The organism is Dorea sp. ICN-14282 (assembly GCF_037890115.1).
GTDB lineage: Bacteria > Bacillota > Clostridia > Lachnospirales > Lachnospiraceae > Dorea_B > Dorea_B phocaeensis.
In genome coordinates this window covers 161341-175244 of record NZ_JBBKBH010000004.1, presented here as the reverse complement: position 1 = coordinate 175244, position 13904 = coordinate 161341, and the positions used below count along the sequence as shown (strand labels likewise).

15 protein-coding genes are annotated in these 13904 nt (G+C 43.8%); 13 read left to right on the top strand and 2 right to left on the bottom strand.

Going from position 1 to position 13904, the window contains the following annotated elements:
- The first annotated feature begins 8 nt into the window (after positions 1-8).
- The 6 genes from srtB to WKT00_RS10970 all read left to right on the top strand — a co-directional run bounded on the left by srtB (position 9) and on the right by WKT00_RS10970 (position 3550).
- Entirely contained in the window at positions 9-1277 is a 1269-nt protein-coding gene (gene srtB / locus WKT00_RS10995) for a class B sortase (protein WP_340263663.1), read from the top strand.
- Positions 1277-1486 carry a DUF951 domain-containing protein gene (locus WKT00_RS10990; RefSeq protein ID WP_101695876.1) on the top strand — a complete coding sequence of 70 codons (210 nt, stop codon included), beginning with the start codon at positions 1277-1279 and terminating at the stop codon, positions 1484-1486. Before srtB ends, WKT00_RS10990 begins: the two co-directional genes overlap by 1 nt.
- A 110-nt stretch (positions 1487-1596) precedes the next feature.
- The gene (gene rpsF / locus WKT00_RS10985) at positions 1597-1884 is read left to right on the top strand and encodes a 30S ribosomal protein S6 (protein ID WP_101695877.1); all 288 of its coding nucleotides are present in this window, start codon (positions 1597-1599) and stop codon (positions 1882-1884) included.
- 21 nt (positions 1885-1905) lie between these two features.
- On the top strand, positions 1906-2352 hold the full coding sequence (locus WKT00_RS10980; protein ID WP_101695878.1) for a single-stranded DNA-binding protein: 447 nt from the start codon (positions 1906-1908) through the stop codon (positions 2350-2352).
- Between the two features lie 20 nt (positions 2353-2372).
- Positions 2373-2639: a 30S ribosomal protein S18 gene (gene rpsR / locus WKT00_RS10975; protein ID WP_101695879.1), complete on the top strand. Its 267-nt coding sequence runs from the start codon at positions 2373-2375 to the stop codon at positions 2637-2639.
- A gap of 107 nt (positions 2640-2746) precedes the next feature.
- The gene (locus tag WKT00_RS10970; protein WP_340263658.1) at positions 2747-3550 is read left to right on the top strand and encodes an MBL fold metallo-hydrolase; all 804 of its coding nucleotides are present in this window, start codon (positions 2747-2749) and stop codon (positions 3548-3550) included.
- Between the two features lie 56 nt (positions 3551-3606).
- Here WKT00_RS10970 and gnpA read toward each other — a convergent pair whose 3' ends face one another.
- Entirely contained in the window at positions 3607-5763 is a 2157-nt protein-coding gene (gnpA, locus tag WKT00_RS10965; RefSeq protein WP_340263656.1) for a 1,3-beta-galactosyl-N-acetylhexosamine phosphorylase, read from the bottom strand.
- A 237-nt stretch (positions 5764-6000) separates the two neighbouring features.
- Between gnpA and WKT00_RS10960 the strand changes: the two genes are divergently transcribed.
- Positions 6001-6636, top strand: a complete 636-nt coding sequence (locus tag WKT00_RS10960; protein WP_244094152.1) for a carbohydrate-binding family 9-like protein — start codon at positions 6001-6003, stop codon at positions 6634-6636.
- Between the two features lie 30 nt (positions 6637-6666).
- A complete protein-coding gene (nagB, locus tag WKT00_RS10955) occupies positions 6667-7404 on the top strand; it encodes a glucosamine-6-phosphate deaminase (protein ID WP_340263655.1) in 738 nt (245 codons plus the stop codon).
- 28 nt (positions 7405-7432) lie between these two features.
- Here nagB and WKT00_RS10950 read toward each other — a convergent pair whose 3' ends face one another.
- Positions 7433-8347: an AraC family transcriptional regulator gene (locus WKT00_RS10950; protein ID WP_340263654.1), complete on the bottom strand. Its 915-nt coding sequence runs from the start codon at positions 8345-8347 to the stop codon at positions 7433-7435.
- A gap of 219 nt (positions 8348-8566) precedes the next feature.
- On the opposite strand from WKT00_RS10950, the gene WKT00_RS10945 reads away from it, so the two are divergent.
- From WKT00_RS10945 to WKT00_RS10925, 5 genes are all read left to right on the top strand, one after another.
- Positions 8567-9868, top strand: coding sequence for an ABC transporter substrate-binding protein (locus tag WKT00_RS10945; protein WP_340263653.1), 1302 nt, complete (start codon positions 8567-8569; stop codon positions 9866-9868).
- A gap of 118 nt (positions 9869-9986) precedes the next feature.
- The gene (locus WKT00_RS10940; RefSeq protein WP_101695885.1) at positions 9987-10892 is read left to right on the top strand and encodes a carbohydrate ABC transporter permease; all 906 of its coding nucleotides are present in this window, start codon (positions 9987-9989) and stop codon (positions 10890-10892) included.
- Positions 10893-10907: 15 nt separating this feature from the next.
- A complete protein-coding gene (locus tag WKT00_RS10935) occupies positions 10908-11792 on the top strand; it encodes a carbohydrate ABC transporter permease (protein ID WP_101695886.1) in 885 nt (294 codons plus the stop codon).
- A 48-nt stretch (positions 11793-11840) separates the two neighbouring features.
- Positions 11841-12767, top strand: a complete 927-nt coding sequence (locus WKT00_RS10930; RefSeq protein WP_340263650.1) for a nucleotidyltransferase family protein — start codon at positions 11841-11843, stop codon at positions 12765-12767.
- Positions 12768-13892 carry a phosphotransferase enzyme family protein gene (locus WKT00_RS10925; RefSeq protein ID WP_101695888.1) on the top strand — a complete coding sequence of 375 codons (1125 nt, stop codon included), beginning with the start codon at positions 12768-12770 and terminating at the stop codon, positions 13890-13892.
- Positions 13893-13904: the final 12 nt, after the last annotated feature.

Genomic DNA, 13904 nt, shown 5'->3' with positions numbered 1-13904 from the left:
GAGTAGATATGAAGGAAGACGAGAAAATCAGAGATAAGAATAGAAGGGCACTACAAAGCGGGGGCGGAAGCAGGGAGGATGTGCCGCATAGAACCAGTATTAAGGCGGCAAGAGAAGCGCAACATAGCCATCGGCCAAAGACGACGCAACCGGCAGGGGAAGCGAAGAAGGCTTCAAGACCAGCAGGAGAACGAGCAACTCGCCCGGCAGGAGAACGAGCAAGCCGCCCGACAGGAGAGCGGGCAAATCGTCCGGCAGGAGAACGAGCAAGCCGCCCGACAGGAGAGCGGGCAACTCGACCAGCTGCAAGAACGGCGGGTCAGACGGAAGAAGGAAGAACTACGAGACAGACGGCGGAGCAGAAAAACAAGGAAAGAAAACAGACGAGGATCCATCCGGAACGCGAGACGAAGTCAAGAAGTATTCATCAAAAAGCAGATTCCCATGGAAAAAAAGCGGAAAAGAAATCAGGAAAGAAATCGGGGAAAAAAGCGGATGAGAAAAAAGGAAAAAAGAAGAGCAATCTGATTTCTAATATTATCTTAGTTGTTGCAATTATTGTATTTTGCGTGTCAGCATTTCAGCTGTTTAATATCTTCAAAGGCTACCATGAGGGACGCAGTGAGTACGATAAAGTGCGAAAACTGGCAGTGACAACGGATAAGAAGAAAGCGGATAAAGAGACTGGTGATGGATTTCAGGTAAATTTTGAAGAGCTTTTAAAAATGAATCCGGATACGATCGGCTGGATTCGGTTTACGCCGGAACCGGCTCAGATTAATTATCCGATTGTACAGGGACAGGATAACGAAAAGTATTTGAAGACGACCTTTACGGCAAATGAAAATACGCTGGGAGCTATTTTCTTGAATGTGGATAACCTTTCCGATTATTCGGATAAGAATAGTATTATATATGGACACCGTATGAAGGATGGGTCTATGTTCCGGCATTTACAGGATTATGATTCAAAGTCATTTTGGGAAAAGAATCCGTACTTCTATATTTATACATTGGATGGACGAAAGCTGACGTATCATATTTATTCGGTAGGTCAGGTGGAAGACACTTCGGATACTTATTTGACGTCATTTGAGTCGGAAGAAGCGTATCAGTCATTTTTGGATATGACGAAAGAGGTGGCTATGTATGATACTGGCGTAGAGGTTACGACAGAAGATAAGATTGTGACGTTGTCAACCTGTACCAGCGCCAGTGACGAGCATCGTTTTGTTGTGCGGGGAGTTCTGGAAAAAGAAGAGCAGGTGAAAAAGTAATGAATCAATATAATTATGAAGTTGGAGATGTTGTTACGTTGAAAAAGCAGCATCCATGCGGAAGCAAAGAATGGGAAATCCTGCGTGTTGGAGCGGATTTTCGCTTGAAATGCAGAGGATGCGGACATCAAATTATGATTTCCCGCCGAATCGTAGAGAAAAATACAAAGGATTTAAAGAAAAAGCTTGAAACGGATGGAAGAGTATGATATTATACTGAATTGTGATACGATAAATTTGCTGTGTGTAAATGCAGTAAAATCCTTGCTCCCACATAAGTTGAGCGGGGGCCAAAAGACCAGAAGGAGGTGCAGACGACATGAACAAATATGAATTAGCTGTTGTTGTCAGTGCAAAAATCGAAGATGACGAGAGAGCTCAGGTTATCGAAAAAGTAAAGGCTTTAGTAGAGCGTTTCGGTGGCAAGATCTCTGATGTCGATGAATGGGGTAAGAAGAGATTAGCTTACGAGATTCAGAAGATGAAAGAAGCATATTACTATTTCATCCACTTCGAGTCTGATGCTGAGACTCCAGGCGAAATCGAACAGAGAATTCGCATCATGGACAACGTGCTCAGATATTTATGCGTTAGACAGGAAGCATAAGCAGGAAGAAGAGGTATTTATATGAATAAAGTAATTTTGATGGGACGCTTAACAAGAGATCCTGAAGTGAGATATTCACAGGGAGAAAATCCTTTGGCGATTGCAAGATATACCCTGGCTGTTGACCGCAGATTTAAGCGTGATGGAGAGGCGAGTGCAGATTTTATTAACTGCGTGGCCTTTGGAAGACAGGCAGAACATGCTGAGAGATATTATCGTCAGGGACTTCGCGTTACAATTTGCGGACGCATTCAGACAGGAAGCTATACGAACAAGGATGGCGTGAAGGTGTATACAACAGAAGTTGTTGTAGAAGAACAGGAATTCGCAGAGAGCAAAGCTGCGAGCGATGCCAATGTGGGAAGTTTCCATGCTGCTCCATCACCGGCACCAGCACCAGTATCTGACGCGGGTGACGGCTTCATGAATATTCCAGATGGAATTGATGAAGAATTACCGTTCAACTAAGATTCAGGAGGTAAAGCAAGATGGCTTACGATAAAGGAAATCGTCCAGAAGGCGGCTTCAAGAGAAGAGGCGGCGGACGCAGAAGAAAAAAAGTATGCGTATTCTGTGGAAAAGAGAATAACGAAATCGATTACAAGGATGTAGCAAAATTAAGAAAATACATCTCTGAAAGAGGAAAAATTCTTCCAAGAAGAATTACAGGAAACTGTGCAAAGCATCAGAGAGCATTGACAGTAGCAATTAAGAGAGCTCGTCACATTGCATTAATGCCATACGTACAGGACTAATATTGATACGAATGTGGATGTAAAACCGCCATTACTTATGTGATGGCGGTTTTTCCGAATTAGGAAAACGGATAAAACGGTTTTAAGATAAAAGGAGGCGGAGAAAGATGAAGTTGACAATACTGGGAACGGGAAATGCAACGGTATCAGAATGTTATAATACTTGTTTTGCGTTGACGGATGAGGAGAAGAGATGTTTCCTGGTGGACGCAGGAGGCGGAAACCGGATTCTGAAAGTTTTGAAGGATACTGGAATTGAACTGGGAGAGATTCACGATCTTTTTGTGACCCACGAACACATTGATCATGTGTTGGGAGTGATCTGGCTGATTCGTATGATTGGACAGCGGATGAACCAGGGGAAATATGACGGGGATTTACGAATTTATTGTCATAAAGAATTGGCTGAGAAGATTCAGACAATTGCGAACCTGACCATTCAGCAAAAGGTCTGTAAACACATGGGGGAAAGAATTCAGTTTGATGTAGTGGAAAATGGGGATAAACGCGAAATCCTTGGAAAAACCGTGACATTTTTTGATATCATGTCCACAAAAGCAAAGCAGTTTGGCTTTACTATGACGGTGGAAAATGGGGATAAGTTTACCTGTGTGGGAGATGAACCATACAATGAAGCGAATTATGAATACGTGAAAGGAAGCACCTGGCTTCTCCATGAAGCATTCTGCCTGTTTGATGAGGCAGATAAATTTAAGCCTTACGAAAAGCATCATAGTACGGTAAAAGAAGCCTGCCAATTGGCAGAAGAACTGGGCGTTCCGAATCTTTTGCTATATCATACGGAAGAGACACATCTGAGCGAGAGAAAGAAATTGTATACAGAAGAGGGCGGAAGATACTACCATGGTAATCTATATGTGCCGGATGATCTGGAAGTGTTTGAATTGTAGGAAAAATGTCAACGGGGACGGAGTTTTTTGAAAAAAACTCCGTCCCCGTTGACGTATTACCGCCACAAAATTTCGCAAGGTTCCAGCGTAATGCTTTCGCAATTTCCGTCGCCATCGTAGAAGTTTGTGGTCTGTGTTTCATTTGAGTTATTTAAGATTGCATATTTTCCACTCTCTGGATATGCATTTACTTCGCAATTTAAGTTATCGGCATACCAGATGTGGTACTGGTCTTCTTTTCCTGCTGCGTAGAACATTGCACGCATCAGGAGGCGAGTGTTCTCGTAACTGTAAGGAAGACCGGAGATGTAAACGCCGCGTCCTTTGCCATAGCGGTTGGATGCCATATGTACTTCGTTGTTAGAGTATTCGATAATTTCTGTATTAGCGCTCAGAGCATAAATGTCGTGCTTGCTTTCGCCAAAATCAAAGTCGGAGATCCGATCTTCGGTAATAAAATGAGCGTCTAAAGCTGTCTTAAAGTATTTGTCGGTAGACAATGTGAAGCCAAGTTCCTTGTCCACACCCATAATATCAGCAAGCTGGAAGAAACGGCCGCCGTGGTGAACTGCGGTTGGATCGCCAACGCCCAGGAAACCGCCGCCGTTATATACCCATTCACGAATTGTGGTGGTGAGTTTTTCGTCCAGCCACTCTTCGCCGCCGGAGAATGCGGTTCCGGCGTCACCGGCATTGATGATGACATCGATGTCGGCAGGAACTCCATTTTCCCGGATATCATCAAAGCTTAAGAACTGTACGTCAACAGCCGCACCGCTTAGAGATTCCAGAATACCAAAGTAGGAGTAAGTCTGTTTGTACCACAGCGCGTGAGCAACCATGTACGGTTGCCAGGAGCGGATCTTGCCCCAGGAGTTTAAGATGCCAACTTTCAGTCCGCAGTAAGGTTTCTTTCCCTTTACATTATCGTAAATCAGGCGGAATTCATCGGTAACCTTTTCGATATAATCCACGAATTTCGGGAATTTATAAGCGAGGCTTAAGTATCCGCCGTAACCGATCCGGTCTACCGGATTTCTCATCAGTGCACGTCTTGCGCTGAGCCAGTTATCCACGGCTTCGATGCAAGGATCGTTTCCTTCATAGAAAGTATCCGGGAAGAAGTATGGAAGGAAGCGTCCTTCGGTATATTTTACGCCAGGAATGTCGGAGATGAGACGTAAGGTCGCGCCGCCACCCACGCTTCCAACGACAGCGTCCAAACCAATGCTTTCAAAATATGGCCCATATGGTTCGGTTCCGATCCAGTTGTCACCTAAGAACATCATCGCTTCTCTTCCGGCCTCGTGGGTCAAGTCTACCAGCTCTTTTGCTTTTTTGGCAACGAATCTTTGGATGAAATCCATATAGTCGCGATATGCTTTGGTCGGTACGCGGAAGGTGGAGTTGTAATAGCCGTTGTCCACAATGTCCTCCGGTCTTAATGCATAACCGTATTCTTCTTCAAATTCTTCCAGTGCTCTAATGGAAACCGTTGCGCCGTATCCGAACCAGTCTACAAATTTTTCTTTGGCATCTGCGTTGAATACCAAAGTAAAATGATAGAAAAATGTAGTGAAACGAACCACGTCGGTAGATGGGTTATCGATCAGCCACTGTTTCAGGTAGTCCTTTGCGAAGGCACCGGAATTAGGCTGGCGCACATCAAAAGGAATTTCATGCGGCTTATCGCCCCAGTCATTGGTGATGTGGTTATACATCTGTGTTGGATCCCAGATCGCATACACGAAGAAGGATACTGTATATTCGTGGAATGGTTTTGCGTTCTTAATGGTAACCAGATCATTTTCCTGATCTACTTCCCAGTCGGAAGCAGGTACGACACCTCCTGTGGTGCGGTCGATGATTTCCCACCATTTTTTTGGATCGTGAACGTAGTCGGCAACAACCTGCTCGCGGTAATATCCATCCAGAAAGTCGATGGAGAGCGTGTCGCCGGTGGCCAGATTGTGCTTGGACATTAAAAGCATTTGCTGGCATTCGTCCATGTGCTGCTTAGCAAATTCGTTGTGTCCCCTTGCAACGAAATAAGTCGTATATATTTTGGCGTCTAAAGACTTGATGTCGTCGTCCAGTTTGGTTCCGTCACTGTCACGCAGAGCATCGGCGCCCCAACGGTCAAGCATCTCCTTTGTTTCTTCTAAAAAGTTAGATTCACTTGGTAATGTAACCCGTCCTTTTGTCTTTGACATAATTTTCCTCCTTGTCTTCTGACAGCCGTCTGTGGGCTGCGGTAATATGACTAACAAAAGTATAGGGGATAATGAATAGGATTTCAATAGCACAATTGTCGACTTTTTTTGTACATTGTAAAATACATTTGATTTTCGTAAATAATTTTGGACAACCTTGTTTTTGGTTGGGGGATTTGGTAGTATTATAATTAGGAAAGGTTGCAGTGTCATGGAGTCAAAAGAGAAAGGGAGATTATGATGGCAGCGTCTATAAAAGTAGAAACAATCAGGAGTCGGGAGGAATTAGAAGAGGTGACCCCGTTTCAGGTGGATAACTTGCTTTGGGGAACAAAGAAGATTCCGAAGACTTATGGATATCTTGGGTTCGTGCCGAATGATGGCTTTTATTTGAAAATGATCTGTGAAGAGGCGGATCCTCTTCGTACGTATACGAAAGACCAGGATCCGGTTTATCAGGATAGCGCGATGGAAGCGTTTTTCTTGTTTGAATCGGGCAAAGAACGGCTGCCGAAGCCTACCTATCTTAATTTTGAGGCAAATGCCAATGGTGCGCTGATTGCGGAGTACGGAACAGAGCGGACTTACCGAACTCGCTTTGGGAAGGAAACGAGGAGAGCGTTTGAATGTACGGCTTTGATGGAGGAAGGGAAGTGGAGTGTTTCACTTCGGGTGCCGATTACGGCGCTGGAAGAAGTCTATGGCTCGCTTTCCCTGGGAGTTGGCAGCACATTTTCCTGCAACTTTTATAAATTGTCCGAGACGGCAGCTGTGGAACATTATGCAGCGTATGCGCTGATTCCGACGAAGATTCCAAGTTTTCATATGCCGGAATATTTTGCGGAAGCAGAGATTGTGGAAGGACGAAAGTAAGGCGGAGACGCCATGAGGAGGAATGGATCAATGAAGATTGTGAAGACAAGAGATTACAATGATATGAGCAGAAAGGCAGCAAACATTATTTCTGCACAGATTATAACCAAACCAGACTGTGTGCTTGGCTTAGCAACCGGCTCGACACCGATCGGCGCATACAAGCAGCTGGTGGAATGGTATGAGAAGGGAGATCTTGATTTCTCAGAGGTGAAGACCGTGAACTTAGACGAGTACAAGGGACTTCCAAGAACGAATGATCAGAGCTACTACTACTTTATGCATGAAAATTTATTCGATAAAGTAAACATTAACCCGGAGAATACCCATCTTCCAGATGGAACCAAAGAGGATGCGAAGGCAGAGTGTGAAGCTTATGAGGCGCTTGTAGAGTCCCTTGGCGGAACAGACCTGCAGCTTCTGGGCCTGGGACACAATGGTCACATCGGATTCAATGAGCCGGCAGCAGAGTTCCCGAAGACAACACATTGTGTGGATCTTCAGGAGAGCACCATTGAAGCAAATAAGAGATTTTTTGCATCTGCAGATGAAGTGCCAAGACAGGCGTATACGATGGGAATCGGTACGATTATGCAGGCGAAACAGATCCTGGTGGTAGTAAGCGGAGAAGACAAAGCGGAGATTGTGGCAAAGGCGTTCTTCGGTCCGGTGACACCAGAGGTTCCGGCGTCCATTCTGCAGCTGCACAGAAATGTGACAATTGTGGCAGACGAGGCAGCGCTTTCTAAAGTTCCGAAGAAAATCTAGAAGAAAAAAAGCAATGGCTGGTGGAAGCTTAAAAGCTCCCATCAGCCATTGCTTTTATAGACGAAGCATACTCGGAAGGAGTCATGCCTGTGACTTTTTTGAACTGGCGGGAAAAATAATGAATGGAAGTATAACCCAGATGTTCCGAAATTTGAGTAAAGTTCATCTGATTGGTTCTCATCAATTCTTTTGCAGCATTGATTTTCATTAAGGAAAAATACTCGATAATTCCCATGTTGCACTGTTCTTTGAAAATTTTTTGAAGTTGAGATCGGCCGATTAGATTGTCGTGGCAGATCTGTTCAATGGTAACGCGGGTATTGAGCTTCTCTTCTAAGTAACCTACGATGCGGTTGAATACATCTGTGTCGCTTCTGCTTTTGGTTGCCTTAATGGATTCGAGCCGGGGAAGGCGATTGTGAAGCATAAGCGGTGTAGAGTATCTTCGGATCAAGTGAATGATGAACTGCGTCAGAAGCAGATGAATCATCTGCTCTGCGCCAAAGAGATCTGGCTCTTTCATCGGCATATTTTGGAGATATGGATCATCCAGGCGGCAGTCGAAGCACCGTCTTGCTTCTATTATAATGTCAGCCAGAAGATTGCGCTCTGCTTCATCAATTTGTAAGATCTTTTTTTTGAAAAAACGCATGGCATCATCGGCACACTGGAATGAAATGACAACCAAATTAGGGGCGATGCCGCTTACTGCCTGCACATTATGAAATTCGTTGGGCTGATGAAAAGCAATGTCCCACCTTTTTAAAATGGTGAAAGAATTGCCTGCGGTTACGCCCACCTCTCCTTTATCTACGCAGATGAATTCCCAGAAATTGTGGGATTCGCCTTCAAAAGAAAAGTCGTTCATATATTCAAAATAGTGAATACTGTAAATTTTGCCAATATTTATTGAATTATGGAGTATAATTCCGTCATATCCCATAGTGAAATCTCCTCTGCTGGATTATATGTAGAAAAAAATGCCTTCTTTTTGGTTAATATTACAAGGCTCTATCATGTATTATAGCCTGTTTTTGAGCAAAAATCAAAGGATAAATGCGAATTGTGCAAATTATGAAGAAGATAAGATAAAGATTTTTGATGGAGATTATACTACAATAGGGGTATCAACCAAATAAACTTTATTAGGAGGTAAAGTGTTATGAAAAAGAAAATCGTAAGTGTTCTTCTTTGTGCAGCTATGGTAGCTGGTCTTGCAGTGGGCTGCGGCGGTAAAGGAGAAGGCGGCGACAAAGGCGGAGACAAACTTGTATATTGGTCTATGTGGTCAGAGGAAGAACCACAGGCTAAGGTAATCAAGGAAGCCATTGAGAAGTATACAAAAGATACAGGCGTGGAAGTTGACGTTCAGTTCAAGGGACGTAACGGACAGCGTGAAGGTCTGGAGCCAGCACTTCAGGCAAAACAGAACATCGACTTATTTGATGAAGATGTAAACCGTGTAAACGGATCTTGGGGAAAATACTTAATGGATCTGGAGGATGTGGCTGCAGATTATGAGAAAGAGCATGGAAACGAGACTTTGTTCAAGATTGCTCGTACAGCAGGCGGCGGAACACTGAAATCCATTCCTTATCAGCCATCTATCTTTGGATTCTTCTACAATAAGACATTATTCAAAGAAGCTGGTATTGAAGCAGTTCCAACAACATGGGCAGAGCTTGATGCAGCATGCCAGAAGTTAGTTGACGCTGGTATTACACCAATCACTGGAGATACTACATATCAGACATCTACACTTGGATATCACTTAGGACGTTACCTTGGACAGGATGGAGTGAAAGCTCTGGTTAACGATCAGGCAATTATGGAAAAGGTAGAAGCTGGTGATGTAGAAGATGTAAACTGGGATGATGAGAGAGTTCTGAAAGCATTAAAAGACTATGAAGACTTCGCATCTAAGGGATATTTCTCTGACAAGATGGCTTCTAATGTATATCCAGACGGACAGAACAAAGAGTTCGCACCTGGAGAGGCAGCAATCATCATCTGTGGTTCTTGGCTGCCAAACGAGATCAAAGGCATGGTAGCAGATGATCTTGAGTGGGGATATTTCAACTACCCAGCAGTAGAAGGCGGAGTAGATGGAGCTGAAGCTAACAACATTGCAAATCAGGTATTCGCAATCAATAAAGATTCTAAGAAATCTAAAGAAGCTATGGAACTGATTACCTACATTACAACAGGTGAGTTCGACAAGAAGATGACAGAGGAAGCTCTGTGTATCCCAACTGACAAAGCGAATGCAGATGCATGGCCGACAGAACTTACAGAAGTAAAACCAGGATTTGATTCTACAACTACTTATTATGACTGGGCAGTAGGTGCTGAGAACAATGCTGACTTAACATCTGCTATGCAGGAAGGATTTGTTAAGTTAATGGTTGGCGATATGACAGCAGAAGAGCTTGTAAAAGATTGTGCAGGCATCTGCGGTGAATAATCTGGAAAAATTACACTTGAATTAAGTGAAGAGTGAAATTTAAAAATATGGTGGCATAAGCGTAAAGCGCTGCCACCATATTTTTTAAGTAACAAAGTTTATCAAAGGGGGAAAACCGATGAAGAAAAACAAAGGAATGATAGTTGGGTTCCTGGCGCCGGCAGTGATCATCTTCCTGATCGTGTTTTTGTATCCGATTGTCAGAACGGTGATCATGAGCTTTTTTAATATCGAAAGTGTTACGGATGCTTTTGAATACTGGGAATTTGTGGGAATTGATAACTATACGAAATTGTTCAAAACACAAATTTTTGTATTGGCGATGAAAAATATTCTGAAGATCTGGCTGATTGGCGGCATCATTGTTATGGCGTTATCTCTGCTGTTTGGAGTGATCTTAACAAGCGGAATCCGCGGAAAGAAATTCTTCCGTGCAGTGATTTATCTTCCGAACATTGTCAGTGCGGTAGCGCTTGCAACCATGTGGAGACAGTATGTATTCGCGCCGGATTATGGACTTTTTGCAAAGTTCTTCCAGCTGATCGGAGCAGATAAGCTGGCCGAGATGCAGTGGCTTGCGCCGGAGAACTCATTTAAAGCGCTCTTAATTGCGTACTGCTTTGGTATGGTAGGTTATCACATGCTGATCTGGATGAGCGGAATTGAGAGAATCAGCCCGGACTTCTATGAGGCGGCTACCATTGACGGAGCAAACAAACTTCAGCAGTTCCGTTATATGACGCTTCCTCTTCTGAAGGGAGTATTTAAGACGAATATTACGATGTGGACGGTAACCACGTCTGCATTCTTCGTATGGTCACAGCTGTTCTCATCCGTAACGGCAAATAAGGCAACGATCGTACCGGTACAGTACATGTATCTGCAGATTTTCGGAGCTGGTAATGCGGTGACGGATCGTAATGCGGGATACGCAGCTGCAATCGGTATTATTCTGTGTCTGTGTGTTGTACTTGTATTTACGATTTGTAACGCATTCATCAAAGATGATGATTTGGAATTCTAGGAAGGAGGAGTAAAGATGGCTAAAGAAAAAGAGAAAAAAGTAAAAGATAAAATCAACTGGAAAAAAGAAGCGCGCCTTGCTCCTGGATATATTATCATCATTGCATGGGTAATATTTACACTCGTGCTACTTGGATGGATTGTGGCAGCCAGCTTGTCTACAACGAAGGAGATTTTTGCCGGCGAAGTGTTAAAATTCGCTTCCGGTATTCATTTTGATAACTATATCGCAGCCTGGGGATCCGGAGGTGTTGCTACCTTCTTTATGAATTCTCTGTTGTATTCTGTGATTTCCTGTGTGGCATTGATTTTGATCTGTGCACCGGCAGCTTACGTGCTGGCAAGATATACATTCCTTGGAAATAAACTGATTCAGACCAGCTTTGTATCTGCCATGGGTGTGCCGATTACCATGATTGTGCTTCCGCTGTTCTGTCTGGTTGCCAATATGGGAATCTTAAATGACTTATTTGCAAGTAAGGTGACATTAATCTTCTTGTATATTGGTATCAATATTCCGTATACGACGATCTTCCTTTTAACCTTCTTCGCGAATTTGTCGAGAACATATGAAGAGGCAGCGGCGATTGACGGATGTCCTCCGACGAAGACCTTCTGGAAGATTATGTTCCCGATGGCGCAGTCCGGAATTGTAACAGTAACCATCTTCAACTTTATTAATATCTGGAATGAATATTTCTTGTCCCTGATCTTTGCAAACAGCGATCAGCTTCGCCCGGTTGCGGTAGGCCTTTATGGAATGATTCAGTCCATGCAATACACAGGAAACTGGTCCGGTCTGTTCGCGGCGGTAGTCATTGTATTCCTGCCGACATTTATCCTGTACCTCTTCCTGTCAGAGAAGATTATCGGTGGTGTAACAGGCGGTATCAAGGGATAACAGCGCTTATAAAATAGTATCAGAGAAGCAGAACTTGGAGGTAGAGCGATGAATAAACCAGTATTAGTGATTATGGCTGCAGGAATGGGAAGCCGTTATGGAGGATTAAAGCAGATTGATCCGGTTGATGAGGAAGGGCATATTATTATGGACTTCTCCATGTACGATGCAAGAAGAGCAGGATTTGAAAAAGTTATCTTTATTATTAAGAAAGAAAATGAAGAGAACTTTAAAGAGGCAGTGGGCGACCGTATGGCAAAATATATGGATGTATCTTATGCATTCCAGGAGCTTGCAAATATTCCGGAAGGATATGAAGTACCGGAAGGACGTGTGAAGCCGTGGGGGACGGCGCATGCGGTATTAAGCTGTATTGATCAGATTGACGGTCCGTTTGCGGTGATCAATGCTGATGACTATTATGGTCAGGAGGCATTTAAACTGATCTATGATTATCTGGCATCTCACGAGGATGACGAGAAATATCGTTATACCATGGTGGGATATCATCTTGGAAATACGGTGACAGATAATGGACATGTAGCACGTGGTATCTGTGATATGAATGAGAACGGAGAGCTGGTGGCAATCCATGAAAGAACCAGAATCGAGAAACGTGATGGAGGAATCGCGTTTACAGAAGATGATGGAGAGACATGGACGTCTGTACCGGCAGATGCGACGGTGTCTATGAATATGTGGGGATTTACAAAGAGTATTTTGACGGAAATCAAAGAAGGCTTCCCGGCATTCCTTGAGGAAGGATTTCAGAGCAATCCGATGAAATGTGAATATTTTCTGCCGACAGTTGTCAGCGATCTTCTGGGGGAAGACCGTGCAACCGTTGCAGTGCTGAAATCAGCAGATAAGTGGTATGGTGTGACGTATAAAGAGGACAAACCGGTAGTCGTAGCTGCGATTAAGCGGATGAAAGAGGAAGGACTGTATCCGGTACATCTTTGGGAGGAAAAATAGATGATTCAGGTAACACAGAAGCAGAAAGAAGAGGCAATTGCACATTTTCAGTATGAAGGAGTTCTGACATCAGAGGGGCCTTATGGAAGCGGTCATATTAACGACACCTTTCTTCTGACGTTTGATGTGGAAGGCAAAGGAAAACGTAATGTAATCCTGCAGAGAATGAACAATGAAGTGTTCTCGGATCCGGTGGGGTTGATGGAAAATATCGTCGGAGTCACCTCCTACCTTCGTAAGAAGATTATTGACGACGGCGGAGATCCGGATCGGGAGACACTTAATGTGATTCCAACTGTGGACGGAAAAGATTATTATGTGGATGAAGCCGGGGATTACTGGCGCTCTTACAAATTTATTACAGATGCAACCAGCTATGACAAGGTTGAAAAGCCGGAGCATTTTTATCAGAGTGCAGTGGCATTTGGACATTTTCAGTGTATGCTGGCAGATTATCCGGCAGAGACCCTTCACGAGACCATTGCAGGATTTCACGATACGAAAGCAAGATTTGCCACATTTAAGAAAGTGGTAGAGGAAGATGTGATGGGACGGGCTGCGTCTGTAGAGAAGGAGATTCAGTTTGTGCTGGAGCATGAAGACGTGGCAAATTATTTCGGCGATCTTCTGGAAAAGGGAGAGATTCCGCTGCGTGTTACCCATAATGATACGAAGCTTAATAATATTATGATTGATAATGAGACCGGCAAAGGGATCTGTGTCATTGACCTTGATACGGTGATGCCGGGACTTGCAATGAACGATTTCGGGGATTCTATCCGCTTCGGTGCAAGCACCGCGGCGGAAGATGAGATGGATCTTAGTAAGGTTTCCTGTAGTATGGAACTGTTTGATCTATATGCAAAGGGATTTATTGAAGGCTGCGATGGAAAACTGACGAAGAGAGAGATTGAGTTGATGCCGATGGGAGCAAAGACGATGACCTTTGAATGTGGAATGCGTTTCCTGACCGATTATCTTCAGGGAGATACGTATTTTAAGGTTCACAGAGAAGGACATAATCTGGACAGATGTCGGACACAGTTTAAACTGGTTGAAGATATGGAGAAGAAATGGTATACTATGCAGGAAATAGTGAACAAGTATAGTAACAATGAAGTGTAACAAAACAGGAGG

Coding starts and splice junctions, on each gene's coding strand:
- srtB (WP_340263663.1), top strand. CDS start 9: ATGAAGGAAGACGAGAAAATCAGAGATAAGAATAGAAGGGCACTACAA.
- WKT00_RS10990 (WP_101695876.1), top strand. CDS start 1,277: ATGAATCAATATAATTATGAAGTTGGAGATGTTGTTACGTTGAAAAAG.
- rpsF (WP_101695877.1), top strand. CDS start 1,597: ATGAACAAATATGAATTAGCTGTTGTTGTCAGTGCAAAAATCGAAGAT.
- WKT00_RS10980 (WP_101695878.1), top strand. CDS start 1,906: ATGAATAAAGTAATTTTGATGGGACGCTTAACAAGAGATCCTGAAGTG.
- rpsR (WP_101695879.1), top strand. CDS start 2,373: ATGGCTTACGATAAAGGAAATCGTCCAGAAGGCGGCTTCAAGAGAAGA.
- WKT00_RS10970 (WP_340263658.1), top strand. CDS start 2,747: ATGAAGTTGACAATACTGGGAACGGGAAATGCAACGGTATCAGAATGT.
- gnpA (WP_340263656.1), bottom strand. CDS start 5,763: ATGTCAAAGACAAAAGGACGGGTTACATTACCAAGTGAATCTAACTTT.
- WKT00_RS10960 (WP_244094152.1), top strand. CDS start 6,001: ATGATGGCAGCGTCTATAAAAGTAGAAACAATCAGGAGTCGGGAGGAA.
- nagB (WP_340263655.1), top strand. CDS start 6,667: ATGAAGATTGTGAAGACAAGAGATTACAATGATATGAGCAGAAAGGCA.
- WKT00_RS10950 (WP_340263654.1), bottom strand. CDS start 8,347: ATGGGATATGACGGAATTATACTCCATAATTCAATAAATATTGGCAAA.
- WKT00_RS10945 (WP_340263653.1), top strand. CDS start 8,567: ATGAAAAAGAAAATCGTAAGTGTTCTTCTTTGTGCAGCTATGGTAGCT.
- WKT00_RS10940 (WP_101695885.1), top strand. CDS start 9,987: ATGAAGAAAAACAAAGGAATGATAGTTGGGTTCCTGGCGCCGGCAGTG.
- WKT00_RS10935 (WP_101695886.1), top strand. CDS start 10,908: ATGGCTAAAGAAAAAGAGAAAAAAGTAAAAGATAAAATCAACTGGAAA.
- WKT00_RS10930 (WP_340263650.1), top strand. CDS start 11,841: ATGAATAAACCAGTATTAGTGATTATGGCTGCAGGAATGGGAAGCCGT.
- WKT00_RS10925 (WP_101695888.1), top strand. CDS start 12,768: ATGATTCAGGTAACACAGAAGCAGAAAGAAGAGGCAATTGCACATTTT.